Origin of the sequence: Mesorhizobium sp. M6A.T.Ce.TU.016.01.1.1 (genome assembly GCF_003997065.1) — a bacterium.
GTDB lineage: Bacteria > Pseudomonadota > Alphaproteobacteria > Rhizobiales > Rhizobiaceae > Mesorhizobium > Mesorhizobium mediterraneum.
The window spans coordinates 1-684 of record NZ_RZTJ01000099.1; the positions used below are offsets into that span (position 1 = coordinate 1).

At 56.0% G+C, this 684-nt stretch carries 1 protein-coding gene and 1 pseudogene; both read right to left on the reverse strand.

Annotated elements, in window-relative coordinates; translation table 11 throughout:
* Positions 1 to 106 precede the first annotated feature (106 nt).
* Entirely contained in the window at positions 107 to 322 is a 216-nt protein-coding gene (locus EOC94_RS33410) for a hypothetical protein (protein ID WP_082826424.1), read from the reverse strand.
* 180 nt (positions 323 to 502) lie between these two features.
* Positions 503 to 684: pseudogene (locus EOC94_RS33415) on the reverse strand (hypothetical protein); the annotation flags it as partial.

Consider the following 684-nt stretch of genomic DNA (forward strand, 5'->3'; position numbering starts at 1 on the left):
GCACAGGCACCCTGTGATCCCGCTCGCGATCACGCAGTTCCCGGTAGGTCTTCACCTTCAGTGTGCCCCCCGGCAATCTGATTCGCAAAGCCATGATGCTTAGAGCTTACGTGCTTTCTCCAGACGATGGAAGATTCATTTCAAGTTCCTCATCAGTATTCGAGCTCCTGGAGGGGCGATCAGGAATTGTACTGGGCCACCAGATGACGAAATATTTGCCAAACTGCCAGACCGGGACTTCGCCCTTGTACTCTCGCCGCCGCAACTCATAACGTTGCTTGACCTTCAATACACCGCCCGGAAGCCTGATCTTGATCGTCATCGTCCCTCAATACTGATGGCGCACTTCCTGGGTGCCGCGCCCAAAATATCTGTCCGGCCAAGTTAGAAAAATCGCTCACTCTCGGATCGGATCGTTGCAATCCGATTTCGCTGAGTCAATGGAGCCGAGGGCGAACTCCTGTGGCTATCGGCGCCGTGCAGATAAGGCTTGAGAGCGGGCTCAACCTCTGCGCCGCAAGATCCAGTTCACACAGATCACGGCCACGAGGCCACATGCGATGCCGGCGCAATCGGCAAACCAGTCGAACACATCCAGATCGCGCCGTATCAGCGCCGTGCCCTGCAGGACCTCGATCGCCGCTCCAATCATGGCCAGGAAGACGATTAGTCTTGCTTTTCGAT